Raw genomic sequence first — 18,070 nt, 5'->3', positions numbered from 1 at the left:
AACATGTTCAAATTCACTTACTATAGACGTATCCAGGTTTCATTTCTTTTGCTGATTTTTATCCCTCTGATTGCAGTATCGATCATTTCCTTCGTGCTCATCCGGGATACGATGGTAGAGAAGCTGCAGCTCAGCAACGATAACTTCCTGAACGTTATGATTGACGAATTAAACAAAACTATTGATGATGTGACGTTCGCTTCCCATTTTATTGTAAACGATACCAATTTCCGCGCTAATCTGAAGTCATTTGCGGATACTGAGCGGCTGAATAGCTATCAGGATTACGTACATTTTACGCAAATTCAAGATGTGTTTTCGCTCATCAACTCTAAGCCGTTGAATAATAATATCCGCATGTATTTGGTCAACCGGAAACACTTTGTGATCTCCTCTGGGACTGAGAATTTATCCGTGATCAATGCCAACCTGGACAAGCTGATGAGCCGTGTCAATATTCACGAACCGGAGACCTTGCAATGGCTTGGGATGGCTGATAGCGGTTCCGGTAAAAGCAGCAGCTATTATATTGCCAGAGTTATCTATGACAGCCGGGAGAAACGGCAGGTGTCCGTGCTGCTTATCTCAATTCCTGAATCCTATTTCAATAAATTGCTCGGACCCGTCGAATTTGGCAAGGTTGCGTTATTTGATTCTGGAGGAGGCTTGATTGCTGGGAACTCTGAGCTGGCTCCAGAAGGCAAGGAAGCAAGAGGAAGCGTTCGTACGGCCAGAGCTATCGACAAATCTAATTGGCAGCTGATCTATGAAGCTTCGGAGAAAGAATGGTCGGGCCAGATCTCGCGGACGTTTTATAGTGGCATTGGCTTGGTACTCCTCTTATTTATTGTCTTTTCGGCTACCTCCATGCTGATTGCCAAAAGATTGCATAGTCCGATCATGAAGCTGCAGCGCGTTGTGCGCCAGTTCGGGATGGGGAATCTTGATGTCAGGCTGGAGGTCAAGGGCAAGGATGAAATCGCTGAGCTGGGGCAGACGTTGAATACTATGCTGGACCAGCTGCAAGGACTAATTCACGACATCGAGCTGGAGCAGGAACAGAAGCGGGTGATGGAGCTGGAGGCGCTGTTTATGCAGATTCGCCCCCACTTTTTGATCAACACGTTGAATTCGATTAAATGTAGCCTTATTTTGGCCAAAGATAAGCTGCATAGCGGGATCATCGATTCATTAATGAGTCTGCTCCGGGCCTATTTGAAGGTCAATGAACCGGCCACCTTGCGGGAAGAATGCAAACTGCTTGGCCATTATATCGATATTATGAAGATCCGTAATGAAATCCCTCTTGAACTGGAGGTCGATCTGGAAAAGGATACAGAGAAGCTCATCGTCCCTAAGCTGATTTTGCAGCCCCTTGTAGAAAATGCAATCGTCCACGGATTGGTTGACCACCCGGCACCGCGTATTGTCGTTCGCTCTCGAACGGTCCCTGATGGGATCATGATTGAAGTTGAAGATAATGGCTGCGGTGCAGGGGCTGAAGTTCTGGCGGGCCTGAACCGCAGGTTACTGTATAAGGACAATGAACAGGATGAAGCTTATCAAAGAGTCGGGTTAATGAACGTAGTTCAAAGGCTGCGGCTGACCTATGGGCAGGATACCCGCTTGTCGCTGCATAATCTGCCGCAGGGTGGGGTGTCCGTTTCTCTGTATTTGCCGCAAGGCAATCATCAGGTTAATCTGTCAGAGAGAGAGGGATATTGATGTATAAAGTGATGCTCATAGACGATGATGTTCCTATGCTCAAAGTGCTTCAGCAGATGATTGACTGGGAGGCACATAGCTTGCAGATTGTCGGCAGCACCTATTCCAGTGCCAAGGCTTTATTAATGTTTGAGGAAGTGCAGCCTGACATTGTGATCACGGATATTGGTTTGCCGCAAAAGAACGGGATTGAGCTAGCCGATTGTTTCACCCGCATGAAGCCGGAGGTCAGAATTATTTTCCTGACCTGTCATGAGGATTTCCATTATGCTCAGCAGGCGGTAAAGCTGAAAGTAGATGATTATTTAATCAAGGACCAGCTTACAGAAGAGCAACTGGAGAAAAGCCTTGCCAAGTCCGTACACTTGCTTAAGTCGAAGATCGGGTTGATCAGCCATGGGGAGACAGGCTACAACAGCCAGCTCTTCCGGCAGAACCTGCTGCAAAGGGTGATTGGCGGTGCTCCGCCCGAAACCACACTGGCTTATGCGGCGCAAATCGGCATATCCTGGACGTATCCGTGGTTTATGCTGGGCACGGTTAGTATTCATTTTTCCAGTTTCGACAAGCGATACAAGCAGAGTGAGTATCCACTTATTTTATATGCTATTTACAATATAGCCTTGGAACTGTCCGAAACATGTGAAGGGATTACGCCTTTCTTGGAGCAAAAGAATATTGTGATTCTATATAATTACCGTGTGAATCTCGCGCAGAATGCCAGTCTTCATTTTCACGATTATTTACAGCGGCTGTGTTCCGAATGCTCCCATCTCTTAAAGATTCAACCGGGCATTATTGCCGTCACAGAGAAAATGGAGCTACAGGCGATTGGCCAGATCCATCGGCAGATTGTTCAGGACAAATGCGAGTTCTATGCAAGTGCGGATTACACGGTTCTGGATACTCTGCAAATCGCTTCTCCACGTTTCCAGCCTGCACCCCAAGGATTTCTGGACAGCTATATCCCGCAGATGGAACGGGCCGTGATTAAAAAAGACCTTGAAGCCATCCGTGGCACTCTACAGGAAATCGCTAGGACTGCAAAAGTTATGTCTATTCATCCTGGCGATTTCGCCCGGGATTTATCCTTTATGCTCCGCGGCATCGAGTTAATGTTTACGAGCCTGATGTTCGATGAGGATCTGTTCGTCTATCTCGTGCAGACCCGCACACTTGAAGATACGATGGAACTGGTGGAAAGAAAGCTTGTACAGATTACAGGCAGCAAACAGCAGGTGACAGGAGCTTCTCCGCAGGAGCCCAAGCTGCAGCTTATCCAGCAGTATATCGACCAGCATCTTGGCGATAATATCACCTCAATTGATATGGCACGTTATCTGTTTCTGGATCCAAGCTATTTTTCGCGTTATTTCAAGCGCATGACTGGCCTGACCTTTACGGACTATGTACATCAGCACAAGATGAAGGTCGCTACCAAAATGCTGAAAATCTCCAGCCAGAACCTGGAGTCGCTGGCCGTCGGCCTGGGATATTCGGACAGAACCTATTTTTCAAAAGTGTTCAAAAAATATGTAGGAACTACGCCAAGCGAATATAAATCCAAACATTCGGTACGCTGAGAAGCACAATTGTTAACGATATGAACAGACCCGCCGCCCCTCTAGGGCGGTTTTTTGTTGTCGGCGGACAAAGGTCAAAATCTTGCACATTCCGGGTCATAATCACTCCTTCTTGCGGAAGGCAGATGTATTACTATAATGACAAATCAAATTGTCGAGGTGATACAACGTGGAGGCTGCAAAACAACCTGTGCCAAAAATTCTGCAAGAGAAGCGGAAATTCTGGACTCCGCAACGGAAAGAGGCTTTAACCGGGTGGCTGTTTTTGGCACCGGAAATTGTCGGGATGCTTTTTCTTAATGTATTTGCGCTTGGATTCTCACTTTATTTGAGCTTCTCGAAATGGGATCTATTGTCGGGAGTCAAAGGAATCGAGTTCATCGGATTGGATAACTATATCAAAATGTTCCATGATCCGAGTATCATTCAAGCTTTGAAGAACAATGCTTTTTATATGATTATGACCGTGCCGATACCGATTGCGATTGCGCTGGTGCTCGCGGCATTGATTCAAAACAGTGTGTTCCTCAAAAATTATTTTAAAGTGGCTTTCTTTATTCCTTATATTTCTTCGATTATTGCGATAGCTGCCGTATGGAGTGCATTGTTCCATCCGTCTCTTGGACCGATCAATCAGTTGCTGATGGAGTTTGGAATTTCCAGCCCTCCGAAATGGCTAGTTGATCCAAAAACCTCACTGTTATCCATTGCTATTATCAGTTCTTGGGCGAGTCTTGGCTACACCATTATTATCTATATGGCTGGCTTGACGAATATTTCCGATGAAATCTACGAAGCCGCCGAAATAGATGGCGCCAGCGCGCTGAAAAAATTCTTTGCCATCACAGTTCCGATGCTGCGTCCGACTACATTTTTCCTGCTTATTACCATGCTGATTGGCTCGTTTAAGGTGTTCGACATCATCGCCTTTTTGACCGAAGGCGGTCCGAATAATTCTTCTACCGTGCTTGTGTTCAGGATCTATGAGGAAGGGTTCAAATACTACAACATGGGCTACGCTTCTGCAATTTCCTGGCTGCTATTCGCTGTTATCGGCTTGATTACCGCAGCCACTTGGAAAATGAGAAATGAAGAATAAAGGGGGGAGATTAACATGCAACTGATTAGAAAAAATATGTCCAGAGTGATCACTACCTGCATCATGGGGGCTTTGTCCATTGTGTTTCTTATTCCGCTGATCTGGATGATTTCCGCAGCCTTCAAGTATGAAAAAGATGTAATGCGCTTCCCGATCCAATGGATTCCCGAGAAGATCAATGTAGCGTATAATTTCAAGATGGTTTGGATGGGACGGGTACCTTTCTCCCATTTCTATTTAAACTCCTTTAAAGTTGCGATTATTACAACCTGCATCACACTGATCATTTCATCTATGTCGGCGTACGCCTTGACCAAAATCAAGTTTAAAGGACGGAATATGGTCTTTCTGGCGCTGCTGTCGTTCATGATTATTCCTGACCAGGCCACGCTGATTCCGCGTTTTCTACTGATTCGTTGGTTCGGCCTCTATGATACTCATGCTGCTATCGTACTAATGAGTATGTTCTCCATCTACTTCACGTTCTTGTTGCGGCAATTTATGATTGGTATCAGCGACGAATATATTGAAGCGGCGCGAATTGATGGTGCAGGCCATTTGCGGATATTCTGGTCTATCATTGTTCCGCTCTGCAAGCCGGTGCTCGCTACCGTGGCGATCATCAAATTTATCTGGACCTGGAATGACTACCAGAATCCGCTGATCTTCTTGCTAAACAAGAATTTGTACACTATCCCACTCGGTATGACACTGTTCCGGGACGATTATTCGAACAACTATGCAATTATGATGACGGCAGCCGTTTCGGCGATCATCCCATTGGTCATCGTGTTCATTGCCCTGCAAAAGCAAGTCATTAACGGAATCTCCTTGGGGGGCGTAAAGGGCTGACTTGCGGGTATGCAAAAGAGGGTAAAAGTCAAAAATGTGATCCTACTACAGCAAAATTGTGCACTTGGCTTGTACAGCGGGTGCCTATAATAAGAAATGAACAAGGCACTATACTTAAATTTCAGTGCGGGGGGAAGTAAAATGAAAACAAAGGGCAAAAAAAGATTATCCGTTGTACTAGGCTCCATGCTGGCGGTTTCCTTAACGTTAAGCGCCTGTGGAAATTCCGGAAATTCAGAGAAGAATGGCGGTGCTGAAGCCAGTACGAATGCCGGGAACACCAAGGTGGACAAGCAAGTCGCCATCAAATATTACAACTGGGACAATGAAGCCCAATCAGCAGGCACGGATGCCATGCTGCAGGAATTTATGGATCAGAACCCAAATATCAAGGTAGAGCATGTGACACTCGTTCCCGGTGATTCTGTGGAGATGCTGAAGAAACTCGACTTCCTGATTTCATCCGGCGAAGCGATTGACGTTGTTCAGGTACCAAGCCTTGGAGGCGTACTTGAACGGGCGACCCGGGGAGCACTTGCCCCGCTGAATGAATTCTATGAGAAGGATAACCTCGTTCCTGAGGATGAATATTATGTGAATGCTAAGGTAGACAACAACTATTATGGGATGCAATATACCAAGAGCAGCAACTATGTAATGCTGAACAAAGATGCACTGGATGAAGCTGGGCTGCCTGTACCTACTTTTGGCTGGACATGGGATGACTACCGCGATTATGCTAAAAAACTGACCAAAGGTGAAGGCGTAGACAAACGTTACGGCACATACTTCCACACCTGGGAGTTGTATATGAACGCTCCGGCCCAAACGATGATGAAAGATCCATTCGTGTATGATGACGGGACGACCATTTTCGCGGATCCAACCTATAAATACTTCTTCCAGCTGCGCAAAGATATGGAGTCTGCTGATAAATCTGCGAAAACTTATGCAGACGCTTTAGCGGCTAAGCTCAATTACCGCACGGAATTCTTTAATGAAGAAGCCGCTATGATTCTGGCTGGTAACTGGACGATTGCTGATCCGGGCAATACTGAGCAGTATCCGCATGATTTCAAGACAGCTTTTGCTCCGGTACCGGTGCCTCCGGCAGGATCGGAACCAAAAGAATACGAGGGCAAATACTTCACCAGCGGCAATATGCTGGCGATGGGCGCTACTTCGAAGAACAAAGAGGCGTCTTTCCAACTGATGAGATTTATGTCAACGGCTGTTAGTGATAACAGACTGGAATTCTCCGGTTATAAAAAAGCGGATAATGAAGCCTTGCTGACCAAACTGGTAGCTGGCAAAGAGGATATGTATGATATGGATTCACTCAAATATACACTCTTTGACAGTGCAATTCAGTTCCTTGATGGTGCGCAGGTGATGACGACGGCAACGTCCGAATTGACCAAAATAATCGATGACGGCTTCAGCAGATTTATGCTTGGAAATGAATCGATTGATAAGGTGCAGCAATGGATGGTTGATGAAGCAACAAAAATTATCAACGAAAAAGGTGTTATCAAATAAATAGGGAATAAGCAAGTATCACAAGTTGTGGACGGGGCTTTGGAAGGTCATCAACTGGCTTTCCAAAGCCTTATTTATATATTGGGCCTACACAAACATATGGGAGAGTGTAGAAATGATGGAAAGCAGATTTTCACAGAACAAGCCGGAAGAGCAACTGGCGCTGCCTTCTAGGGAACAGCTGGAGTGGCAGGCCCTGGAGCTGGGGATGTTTTGCCATTTTGGCATCAATACGTTTTGCGATCAGGAGTGGGGAGAAGGCAATGATTCACCTGCGGTCTTCAATCCGCTTCATTTGGATGCCCACCAATGGGTTAGTACAGCCAAAGAAGCTGGATTCCGTTATTTTATACTGACAGCTAAACATCATGATGGCTTCTGCTTGTGGCCGACTGCGACAAGTACTTATTCTGTGGCTTTTAGCCCATGGAAAGAAGGGCGCGGCGATGTCGTCAAGGAATGCGCGGAGGCTTGCCGTGAACTTGGAGTTGGCTTCGGCATTTATTTGTCTCCGTGGGACAGACATGAGCCCTGTTATGCAGATCCGCAAGCGTACGATGATTTCTATGCCATACAATTACAAGAGTTGCTTACGGGCTATGGTCCGCTTACGGAAATTTGGTTCGACGGCGCAGGGTCGGAGGGCCGCAATTACGATTGGCAGCGGATTATGGATCTGATCAAGCGCCACCAGCCAGGCGCCATGGTTTTTAATATGGGGGCACCAACGATCCGCTGGGTTGGCAATGAGGATGGCGTTGCTCCTTATCCATGCTGGAACACTGCAAATTCTGCGCGGGGTAGCATGTTCAGTGAAGCTTCATTGAACTGGCTTCCCGGAACGCCGAGCTGGGTGCCTGCGGAATGCGATGTGCCCATCCGTAAAGACCGCTGGTTCTGGCATCCTGAGGAGGAGCATCTGCTGCTGTCTCTGGAGCAGCTAATGGATATTTATTATCGTTCGGTTGGACATGGGGCAACTTTGCTGCTCAATGTAGCCCCTGACAACCGCGGGCTGTTTCCGGAGGCTGATGTGCAGCGGCTGCTGGAATTCGGCAAGGAGATAAGACGCAGATTTGACAAGGCTCTGGCGGTAACAGCAGGTACTGGAGATATTGTTGAACTGGAATTGCCAGCAGCTACTGTGATTGATCATGCTGAGATTATGGAGGATATCGCTTACGGCGAAAGAGTAGAAGGATATATGCTGGAAGCGTACAGCAACGGAGCGTGGCTGGAGTTGAAGCGTGGCAGTGCGATTGGCCATAAGAAAATCGACGCCTTCCCTCCGGTTGTCGCAGAGAAAATCCGCTTACGGGTGTCAGAAGCTGCCGCAAGCCCCAAGATCAGACGGCTTGCCGTCTACCACTGCGGGGAATCGTTAGAATAAATATTAATAAAGGAGGTTGTCGATAATGAGCCTGCTCACCTGGAACGACGGACACTATTTGCTGGACGGACAGCCTTATCGTATCGTATCGGGAGCCATTCATTATTTTCGGGTTGTGCCTGAATATTGGAAAGACCGGCTGCTGAAATTGAAAGCCTGCGGATTCAATACCGTGGAGACCTACATCGCCTGGAATATACATGAACCTAAAGAAGGGGAGTTCGTATTTGATGGCATGGCCGATGTGGTATCTTTTATCGAACTGGCTGGGGAGCTTGGGCTTCATGTTATTGTCAGACCGAGTCCATTCATCTGTGCGGAGTGGGAGTTCGGAGGCCTGCCGGGCTGGTTGCTAGCTTACGGGGAACTCCAGCTTCGCTGCTGTGACCCTCTTTATTTAAGCAAGGTAGACCGTTATTACGATGAGCTAATTCCTCTGTTGGTTCCGCTGCTCTCCACACATGGCGGACCAATTCTGGCCGTTCAGGTAGAAAATGAATATGGCAGCTATGGTAATGACAGTGGCTACCTGGGCTATATGCGTGATGGACTGGTCAGCAGAGGGATCGATGTGCTGCTCTTTACTTCCGACGGGCCAACCGATGAGATGTTGCTCGGCGGAACACTGGAGGATGTGCATGCGACAGTCAATTTCGGCTCCAGTACAGAGGAATCCTTCCGCAAATATCGGGAATACCGCTCTGAAGAGCCGCTTATGGTGATGGAATACTGGAACGGCTGGTTTGATCACTGGATGGAGGATCATCATGTACGCGATGCCGGGGATGTAGCAGGTGTTCTGGATGAGATTCTGACACAGGGCTCCTCATTTAATATGTACATGTTCCATGGTGGAACCAATTTTGGTTTCTATAATGGTGCGAATCATATCGTCACCTACGAGCCAACGACTACAAGCTATGACTATGATGCCCCGCTCACGGAATGGGGAGATACGACGGCGAAATTTGAAGCTGTCCGGTCGGTACTCAGCAACCATGGATTTGCCCCGACTTGTCCACTCCCTGAGCCGATTCCGAAGATTTCTTACGGGAAAGTCGCTTTGACGGAAAGAGCGGAACTATTCACGGCTTCCAATCTGGAGAAGTTATCAGAGACGGTGAACAGCGTGTGTGTACAGCCGATGGAGAAGCTCGGACAATCCTATGGTTTTATATTGTACAGCACTTATGTGAAAGGGCCGCGCTCTAGACAGAAACTCTACATCGAGGGCGTGCGCGATCGGGCGCAGGTCTTCCTGGATGGACAGGTGCTTGGGGTGATTGAGCGCTGGAATCCGCTGCCACTGGAACTTTCCATCCCCGCTGGGGGAGCGCAGCTGGATATCCTCGTCGAGAACATGGGACGAATCAATTACGGGCCGCTCATTCGCGATCCGAAAGGGATTCTGGACGGGGTTCGGATTGATAACCAGCTGCAATATAACTGGACGATTCGTACTTTGCCGTTGGAACAGGAACAGCTGGATTCACTAGCGTACAAGAAGCACCCGGTGGAGAAGCAGCAAACTGCGACCCTTTCGGGTCTGCCCGGATTCTACCGGGGGAGCTTCGAGGCGGAGGAGATTGGCGATACCTTTCTACGATTCGATGGATGGAATAAAGGGGTCGCCTGGATCAATGGTTTTAATCTGGGCCGCTACTGGAACGCAGGGCCGCAACGCGCCCTATATATCCCGGGCCCATTGCTGCGCATGGGGCGCAATGAACTTGTTCTTTTGGAGCTGCATGGCCGTGCGGAGACTTGCGAGATTGAGCTTGTGAACCTTCCTGATCTGGGAAGAACTTCGGCCGTCGATGACGCCGTGTTGAATTTTGTGCAGGATGATAACTTGTAGATGCCTTTAGCTTTAACCAATTCTAAGATTGGGGTGAACAAATGCGTAAACCAAGTCTATTTTTAGTATTAGTTCTCATTGTTGATCTTTTTTCTTCCTGTGGGGGAGTTCTTTATCCCTCGCATAGCAGGGCATCTGCGGCTGCATCAAATCTTATGCTTAACGGAAGCTTTGAGAATACAACGACAGCCCTTGACTCAACCTGGACAGGGGTTACAGACGCTGCTCCGGTGGGCTGGAGCTTATGGGTCCCTACAGGTAGCGGGAAAGGCACGAATAAAACAGCGAATATCAAGATAGACGCTGGCACTGCGCATGAAGGAACCCGGTCCATGCTGTTCGATGCCTTTGCCACAAGCAGGATTTCCATCAATCAGGGGGTAACTTCGGTTATCCCCGGTAAATCCTACAGACTTAAAGTCTGGCTAAAGACGGACAACGTCACTGGACAGGGAGCCTACTTTAGAACACAGTATTACAATACTGCCAAAGTGGGAGATGGACCTTCCTCTCCCAAAATAACAGGCACACAGGACTGGAGTATGCAGCAAGTACTTCTAACTATGCCGGCTAACGCGACGAAGCTAGTCATCGAGCCTTTTTTGGAGACTGGAAAAGGAAAGCTATGGATAGATGATATCGCATTGGAGGAATATGCGGGTCTTACAGGAATTGCGCTAGACCGTACGGCCTTTTCTATGGTCAAAGGGGACACGGTTGCACTTCTGCCGACTTTATCCCCTATAACGGCGGTGGATAAAACGGTAGTGTGGACTTCGAGCAATCCAGAAGCTGCGACTGTGGACGCACTTGGTAATGTAATGGGTACGGGGATCGGCTCTTCGACCATCAAGATCGCCACACCGGATGGTAGCCTTGCAGCCGAATGTCTGGTTACTGTCGAAGCTCCCGACACGATACAGGCCTACAATAAACTGAGGCTGAAATGGTACGACCGATTAAGTGGTGGTCAATACGATGGGAGTGATCCTGATATAGCTGCTAGTATTAGCGCTCAGGCTGCATCGGCTGCTGCACTTTGGGAGAGTATGGATAAATCCTCCGGCCGCACCTCCTTGTGGAGTGATACCGCGAGCACTACAGATTCGCAGTTTATTACAAGCGCTTACAATCGCTTGAAGACTATGGCATTGGCCTATTCTGTGGAGAGATCGGAGCTTTACGGCAACAGCGCTTTGGCGAATGATATTGTAAGCGCAATCAATTGGATGTATACAAACCGCTATAATCCGAGCAAAAGCGCTTATGGAAACTGGTGGGACTGGGAGATTGGCACGCCGCAGATTGTGAATGATCTTATGGTGCTAATGTACGACCATCTAACACCGCAGCAAATCAATCAGTATCTTGCGGCTATTGATGCCTTCTGTCCAGACCCCAAAGTAGGGTCGGTGCTTGGCGTTAAGGGCACGAAGATGACGGGAGCAAATCTACTAGATAAAGCGCTTGTGGTCACGGTAAGAGGCGTGATTGGCAACAACAGTGCAAAGATCATTCAGGGCCGTGATTCTATTGGCTCCGAGTATGTGTACACGACCCATGGTGACGGTGTGTATAAGGATGGTTCCCTCGTTCAGCATAATAATATTGCCTATACGGGAGGATATGGTTCGGTCTGGCTCAAAGGGACGGCGGATATGTCTTATCTGCTGACCGATTCTCCATGGCCAATAACGGACCCGAATGTTCTGAACATTTACGAATGGGTGGCTCAGACTTACGAGCCGGTGATCTACAACGGTCAATTTATGGATTCGGTAAATGGCAGAGGTATATCTAGAAAAGGAAGCGGCAGCGCAAGAGGGTTAATTGTCACCTTGCTGCGGATGGCTGAAACTGCTCCGGAGAATATTGCAGTATCCATTAAGCAAGCGGCGAAAGAATGGATCTCGGCGAATATGACATCCGGCAATTATTATGAAGGGTTGTCGCTTGCCGATATAACGATTGTGAAAAAGCTGATGAATGACGGGAAGATCAATCCAAGAGGAGCTCTCATTAAGAATCAGGTATTCGCCGGCATGGACCGGGTGGTTCATCTACGCGAAGGTTACGGCTTCGGTTTGAGTCTGTTCTCGAATCGTATCTCGGCGTTTGAGAAAGGGAATAACGAGAACCTGAAAGGATGGTATACGGGGATTGGGATGACCTATTTATACAATCAGGATCTGACCCAATACCGCAATGACTTCTGGCCTACCGTCAATTCCTATCGCTTGTCTGGCACGACAACGGATGGATCGGGGCAGGGGATGGTGCCTGTGGAATGGAAAAGTTACATGAATCCGAAAAACTGGGTGGGTGGATCGTCGCTGGAAGGCCTATACGGTGCAGCAGGTATGGATTTCTCACTCTCCCAAGTGACCGGTAGCGATTTGCAAGGCAAGAAATCCTGGTTTATGTTCGATGATGAGATTGTGGCGCTTGGTTCGGGAATTTCCAAATCAACTGCCGGCCCGCAGTCTGTTGAGACGATTATCGATAACCGGATGCTAAACGAAGTGGGAAACAACAAACTTCTAATCAACGGAGCTGTAGAACCGTCACAGTCCGGATGGTCAGCGACGTTAAAGAACGTTCAATGGGCCCATCTGGAGGGTAATGTGCCAGGTTCCGACGTGGGCTACTATTTCCCTGAAGCTCCAAGTATACTGGCGCAACGTGAAGCCAGAACCGGCAGTTGGAAAGAGATTAATGCCACTCAATCCGATGTTCCCATTACGCGCAACTACTTAAGCCTGGCAGTTGAGCATGGAGATACGCCTACGAATGGCTCATACTCCTATGTTCTGTTGCCTAATCGTGACATTGCCGGTACTGAAGACTATAGTGGCAACCCGGATATCGAAGTGTTGAGCAACAGCAAGGATGTGCATGCAGTCAGAGAGAAAAAGCTGGGCATAACCGCCGCTAATTTCTGGAATGCCGGAACGGTGGATTTCATCAAGGCACGCAATCCAGCTTCCGTGATGATTCAGCAGACCGATCAGGAGCTTATCGTTTCGGTGTCTGATCCTACACAATCGCAAAACCTATTGGCCCTAGAACTGGATGTGCCGGGGTTGACATTGCTCAGCAAAGACAGCAAGACGGAAGTAGTGCAAGCTTCGGGAAATACAGTTATAACGGTGGATGTGAAGAATTCTATAGGGGCAACGCATGTATTGAAATTTAATATTACTGAAGGAGAGACTCCAAAAGACGAATATGACGAGCTTCGTGGAAGATGGGTGGAGTATTTGACCGGAGGGCAATCCTTCGACCCGAATAACCCGGACATTGCCAAGTCTATAAAAACTTTATCCGATAAGATCAGTAATCAGGAGCGAACTGGATTCTGGGATACGATGAACAAGCAAATGAACCGTACTTATTTATGGAGCGATAAGCCGGGCAGCACAGCGGATGCTTTTGATACGGCAGCCTCTTATAACCGGTTGAAGGATATGGCTATTGCCTTTTCGACATCCGGCTCACCATTGTACGAGAATATGCAGTTGAAATCAGATATTCTGGACGGTTTAGATTTCCTATACGCGAATTGGTATAACGAAACCAAACTGGAGAAAGGCAATTGGTTCGAATGGGAGATCGGCATTCCGCTTGCATTGGGAGATACGATGGCCTTAATGTTCGAGTATTTGTCAGGCGATCAGATTACCAAATATACCAAAGCCATTGATAAATTCTGCCCGGACCCAACCAAACGGACCAATCAACCCTCGTTGATGGAAACCGGCGCGAATCGGCTGGATAAAGCACTGGCAGTGGTCTTGAGGGGCATTTATAATCGTGACAGCGCGAAGATCAAACAAGGGCGGGATGCAGTTAGCCAAGTATTACCCTATGTGACCCGCGGAGACGGATTTTATGAGGACGGCTCCTTTATCCAGCATAATAATATTGCTTATACCGGCAGTTATGGGGCTGTATTGCTTGGCGATATGATGAAAATGATGACTTTGCTGACAGGGTCCTCTTGGCCGCTGACTGATACCAATATGAAGAATGTATACAACTGGGTAACGGATTCTTATGAACCTCTTGTCTACAGAAAATTAATGATGGATATGGTGTTCGGTAGATCGATAGCCCGGGGAAACCGGCAGCTCGTGCCTTGGTCGCATATTTTGCGGCTGGCTTCTTCCGCGCCACCGGAGCAAGCGGCCCGATTTAAATCGATGGTGAAGTATTGGTTCGAAGCCGATACGGTAGTAGAAAGTTATTACGACGGTCTAAGAGTAGCCGATATTGTTCTGCTCCAGACGCTTATGGACGATCCAGAGGTGCAGCCATCAGGAGACCTTACTGTGCATAAGCAGTTTTCGGCTATGGACCGGATTGTCCACCATCGGCCTGGATATGCCTTTGGGATCAGCATGTCTTCGGCCCGAATTGCCAACTATGAAGCGGGCACAGAGAATCTGAAGGGCTGGTATACAGGCGAAGGCATGACCTATCTGTATAATCAGGATCTGGATCAATATGCAGATGCATTCTGGCCGACCGTGAACGCTTACCGTCTACCTGGGGTTACATCGGATGGGGCAAGTCGCGGTGCAGCCAAGACTACATCTAAAACATGGGTGGGAGGATCATCCATAGACGGCCTTTATGGAGCGGCCGGCATGGATCTGGATCCGGATAACAGCACATTGTCCGGTAAAAAGTCCTGGTTCATGTTCGATGATGAAATCGTAGCGCTTGGGGCAGGCATTACAAGCACAGATAACCGCAAGGTGGAGACCATCGTAGATAACCGTAAGCTCAAGGCGAGCGGAGACAATGTACTTACGGTCAACGGAGAGGCCAAGCCATCCGCGCTGGGTTGGTCTGAGTCAATGAATCAGGTGCATTGGGCACATCTGGAAGGCAATGTTCCCGGCTCGGGAATCGGTTATTATTTCCCTGATGCCCCAACGATTGACGGTCTGCGTGAGTCTCGGACTGGCGCATGGAAGGATATTAATCAAGGGGGATCAACGGAGCCGATTACGAGAAATTATGCCAGCCTGTCGATTGCTCAGGGAACGAATCCGGTGAATCAATCGTATTCGTATGTGCTTCTGCCGAATCAGGATGAAACGGCGACAGCGCGCTATAGCAGTAGTCCTGACATCGAAATTATAGCCAACACGGATAGTGTGCAAGCCGTCAAGGAACAGAAGCTGGGACTTATGGCTATGAACTTCTGGGTACCGGGAATGATCGAATCCGTGCGCGCCAATCATCCAGCCTCCATTATTATCAAGGAGTCTGGAGATGAACTGACGATAGCCATTTCGGATCCGACACAGTCTCAATCTGTGGTGAATGTGGATGTCGGCAGAACCGCGCTGGAAGAACTGATGAAAGATCCAACCGTAACGGTACTGCAGACCTCGCCGAGGATTGAACTCGCAATTCATACAAGCGGGTCCAAAGGAAAAAGCCATGTTGTCAAGTTCAGAATTGATCCGAATGCCGAACCTTCTGAGCCTTCCGATTCGGAACCAGACGAAGCGGCAATAACGAAGCTGTATGTTTCTGAAGATGCGTATGTCAATGGAGGATCGAAAGCTGCAGTCAATTATAGTTCGGTCAATTACTTGCAAATCAGAAATGGCAGCGGGGACACAGACAGAAGGGTTTATCTAAAATTCGATCTGAGTCCGTTTGTCGGCGAAGTCGGTTCTGTGAAGCTGAATGTGTTCGGAAAGACAAATGACGGGGCAGGCACTTTGTCCGATATCGGTGTATTTGGAGTCCAAGATGATGATTGGACGGAGGCAACGCTAAATTACAATAATGCTCCAAAAATCGGTACTCAAGCTGCGCTGCAGACTTTTTCCGGACCGGAGCAGTGGCGGCAGTTCGATATCACCTCATGGGTTGGCACGGAGTTCCCTTCCGATCCGGTGATAAGTCTGGCTCTTAGGCAGGTAGGCTATAATCTCGCCACAGACATAAGAAGCCGTAAGAATGAGAATGGCAAATATGCCGCGTATCTGGAAATTTTGCCGAAAGATACAACACCTCCAGTCACGAAGGCTACCATACTTGGAGAAACAGGAGAAGGGGGCGCATATAAGGGCAAAGTCAATATCACTTTTGATGTCACCGACCAATCCAATGGGGGAGCTGTCGGCTGGGGAGTCAAGCGGACAGAATACCGGCTCAATGGTGGTGCATGGAATACGGTTACTCAGAGCGTATATATCGAGAACCCCGGAACCTTCGGGATCGATTATCGTTCGGTGGATAAGGCTGGCAATGTAGAGCCGTTCCGACAGCTTCAGGTGACGGTCATGGAGCCTACAGAAAGAGTCTCAACGGCAATTAGCGGCCCGGAAAGCCTGGGTGTCGGGGAGACCGGAACGGCGGTTACTTCGGTAGTGTACAGCGATGGCAGCCGTTATATAGTAACCGAAGGTATAGTCTATGAGAGCAGCGATCCTAACGTCGCAAGTATAGGCAAAGATGGCCATATTGAAGCTAAAGGCCCGGGCGTTTCGGTTATTTCATCCGTATATGACAACATGACCGCTTCCTATTTATTAAAGGTGTATGAACAACTGCCGGAGCTCGTCTCTATTTCGTTAAGCGGTCCGACATCCTTGGAAATAGGGCAGAGCGGTAAGGTGGTCACAACGGCGGTATATAGTGATGATAGCCACCTTACGGTAACAGAGGGTGTGATCTACGAGAGCAGTAACAGGAAGGTAGCCACAGTAACGGCAACGGGGCAGCTGCAAGCACTTGATCCGGGCATGACAGTGATTACTGCAAGTTACGGAGGACGGCAGAGCAAGCTGACGCTTCAGATTCTACAAGCGGAAGACAATACTTCAACTGTTCCGAGTCCGCAACCACAAGTGCCTTCCGTACCGGAGGTAACGGCGGGGCGGCTGCAACTAAACGCAGCTTCGTTGAACGATCTTTCGGCAGCCATTGTCTACGAGGGTAAATTGAGAATGCTAGTATTGCCGGGGATGGCAGCAGACATGCTCAAACAGAAGCCGCTTCGGGTAGAGGCTTCTAACTTTAATGTGACCCTTCCGGCAGCGGTGCTTCAACAATTACGGGGTTTGATTCCTGCGGAGCAATTGGCCGGTAGCCAGATCTTTCTGGAGGCTTCTGAGGTGAATGGGGAAGCGGCGCAGAGAATACTAGCTAGCGCAGAGAAGAAATCTGGTGCAGTGCTAAACCAGGCAGGAGAGTTCCTTCTCTTTAACCTGTATATTGTTGCTGGTGACGGTACAAGAAGCATACTTCACCAATTTGTTGAGCCCGTTACATTAGAGCTTAACGCCTACCCTGAGGCCAAAAGGAATTTGCTCGGCGGCTATTATTTTCCGGATTCCGGAAATATAGAGTATGCGGGCGGTTCCTGGCTGAAGGGCAAGGTGGCTTTGCGCACCGAATACTTAGGCACATATGCTGTGCTGGAATACAACAAATCGTATGACGATGTTCCTTCTGGACATTGGGCGGCGGCGGTTGTACAAGAGCTAACGGCCAAACATCTGATTCAAGGAGTCGGACTTCGGAATTTCGAGCCGAACCGGTCAGTGACCCGTGCAGAATTTACAGCTATCCTGATCCGCTTGCTGGGACTTGAAGGGAAATCATCTACAGCATTTGCGGATGTATCTGCGGATGAGTGGTATGCGGAGGAAGTGGCGCAGGCTGTAGAGGCGGGGATAGTCCATGGGGTGAGTGAGACTCTCTTCGCTCCAGAAGCCCCTATTTCCCGCCAAGAGATGGCGGTCATGGTGATGCGAGCCTACCAATATGTCAGCGGGAAAAAGGTGGAACCAAAGCCTGTAATCCAATTCGGTGACTTGCGTGCGGCTGCCTCATGGGCCCGTGAATCGATCATTGCTGCCCAAGCCCTTGGACTTATCCAGGGTCGAAGTGACCAGCAATTCGCTCCGGGAGGCTCAGCAACTCGAGCTGAGAGTGCAATGGTTCTATACAATCTTTTAGCAATTAAGACTGAAAAGTAAGAATTTGAAGCCAGG

General features: G+C 48.5%; 8 protein-coding genes. All 8 read left to right on the top strand.

Going from position 1 to position 18,070, the window contains the following annotated elements:
- Positions 1–3: 3 nt before the first annotated feature.
- Complete coding sequence (locus tag NST45_RS19475) at positions 4–1,725, top strand: histidine kinase (RefSeq protein ID WP_076141357.1); 1,722 nt, start codon at positions 4–6, stop codon at positions 1,723–1,725.
- Positions 1,725–3,308: a response regulator gene (locus tag NST45_RS19470; RefSeq protein WP_036675653.1), complete on the top strand. Its 1,584-nt coding sequence runs from the start codon at positions 1,725–1,727 to the stop codon at positions 3,306–3,308. The genes NST45_RS19475 and NST45_RS19470 overlap by 1 nt, the downstream gene beginning before the upstream one ends.
- 169 nt (positions 3,309–3,477) lie before the next feature.
- Positions 3,478–4,407: a sugar ABC transporter permease gene (locus tag NST45_RS19465; RefSeq protein ID WP_051490863.1), complete on the top strand. Its 930-nt coding sequence runs from the start codon at positions 3,478–3,480 to the stop codon at positions 4,405–4,407.
- Positions 4,408–4,422: 15 nt separating this feature from the next.
- Positions 4,423–5,259: a carbohydrate ABC transporter permease gene (locus NST45_RS19460; protein WP_036675652.1), complete on the top strand. Its 837-nt coding sequence runs from the start codon at positions 4,423–4,425 to the stop codon at positions 5,257–5,259.
- Between the two features lie 141 nt (positions 5,260–5,400).
- The gene (locus NST45_RS19455) at positions 5,401–6,798 is read left to right on the top strand and encodes an extracellular solute-binding protein (protein WP_076100552.1); all 1,398 of its coding nucleotides are present in this window, start codon (positions 5,401–5,403) and stop codon (positions 6,796–6,798) included.
- A gap of 115 nt (positions 6,799–6,913) precedes the next feature.
- Positions 6,914–8,188 carry an alpha-L-fucosidase gene (locus tag NST45_RS19450; protein WP_339823557.1) on the top strand — a complete coding sequence of 425 codons (1,275 nt, stop codon included), beginning with the start codon at positions 6,914–6,916 and terminating at the stop codon, positions 8,186–8,188.
- A 25-nt stretch (positions 8,189–8,213) separates the two neighbouring features.
- The gene (locus NST45_RS19445; protein ID WP_339823555.1) at positions 8,214–10,046 is read left to right on the top strand and encodes a beta-galactosidase family protein; all 1,833 of its coding nucleotides are present in this window, start codon (positions 8,214–8,216) and stop codon (positions 10,044–10,046) included.
- A 41-nt stretch (positions 10,047–10,087) separates the two neighbouring features.
- On the top strand, positions 10,088–18,055 hold the full coding sequence (locus tag NST45_RS19440; protein WP_339823552.1) for a polysaccharide lyase family 8 super-sandwich domain-containing protein: 7,968 nt from the start codon (positions 10,088–10,090) through the stop codon (positions 18,053–18,055).
- Positions 18,056–18,070: the final 15 nt, after the last annotated feature.

The sequence above is a fragment of the Paenibacillus sp. FSL R7-0163 genome, assembly GCF_037969975.1.
In the GTDB taxonomy this organism is placed as follows: Bacteria; Bacillota; Bacilli; order Paenibacillales; family Paenibacillaceae; genus Paenibacillus_AQ; species Paenibacillus_AQ odorifer.
The sequence above is the reverse complement of the archived record's forward strand: the minus strand, read 5'-3'. Positions and strand labels throughout refer to the sequence as shown.

Bases quoted from the DNA above. Each gene is read 5' to 3' on its own strand.
- NST45_RS19475 (WP_076141357.1), top strand. From the start codon at position 4: ATGTTCAAATTCACTTACTATAGACGTATCCAGGTTTCATTTCTTTTG.
- NST45_RS19470 (WP_036675653.1), top strand. From the start codon at position 1,725: ATGTATAAAGTGATGCTCATAGACGATGATGTTCCTATGCTCAAAGTG.
- NST45_RS19460 (WP_036675652.1), top strand. From the start codon at position 4,423: ATGCAACTGATTAGAAAAAATATGTCCAGAGTGATCACTACCTGCATC.
- NST45_RS19455 (WP_076100552.1), top strand. From the start codon at position 5,401: ATGAAAACAAAGGGCAAAAAAAGATTATCCGTTGTACTAGGCTCCATG.
- NST45_RS19450 (WP_339823557.1), top strand. From the start codon at position 6,914: ATGATGGAAAGCAGATTTTCACAGAACAAGCCGGAAGAGCAACTGGCG.
- NST45_RS19445 (WP_339823555.1), top strand. From the start codon at position 8,214: ATGAGCCTGCTCACCTGGAACGACGGACACTATTTGCTGGACGGACAG.
- NST45_RS19440 (WP_339823552.1), top strand. From the start codon at position 10,088: ATGCGTAAACCAAGTCTATTTTTAGTATTAGTTCTCATTGTTGATCTT.